Source organism: Paenibacillus xylanexedens (assembly GCF_007676705.1).
GTDB lineage: Bacteria > Bacillota > Bacilli > Paenibacillales > Paenibacillaceae > Paenibacillus > Paenibacillus xylanexedens_C.
On the sequence record NZ_VEBF01000372.1, the window covers coordinates 1 to 264 of the forward strand.

Below are 264 nucleotides of genomic sequence, written 5' to 3' on the forward strand. Positions count from 1 at the left end.
TAACCCTAATCCTCCCAACCTTCCTTTCAATCTTCATCCACTTCCACCTAAACTTCCCCATAACACTGCTCCCTTTCATTTCATAATTCTTCTTATCCACCATGCTCTCCAAGCCACCTTCCACTTTCTCTCTCCTCACATCCTCTACACCACTTCCCCTCAGTACACCTTCCACATCTTTATAATCCACCTTCCCACCTTCTTCCTCATCCCACTCTTCCTTAATTTCAATCACTCGCTTCATCTCCTCCTATACATCTCCAA

The 264-nt window shown here is 44.7% G+C and carries 1 pseudogene; it reads right to left on the reverse strand.

The annotated features are described in order from the left end of the window. A pseudogene (locus tag FS628_RS30670) lies at positions 1-235 on the reverse strand (DUF4317 family protein); the annotation flags it as partial. Between the last annotated feature and the right edge of the window lie 29 nt (positions 236-264).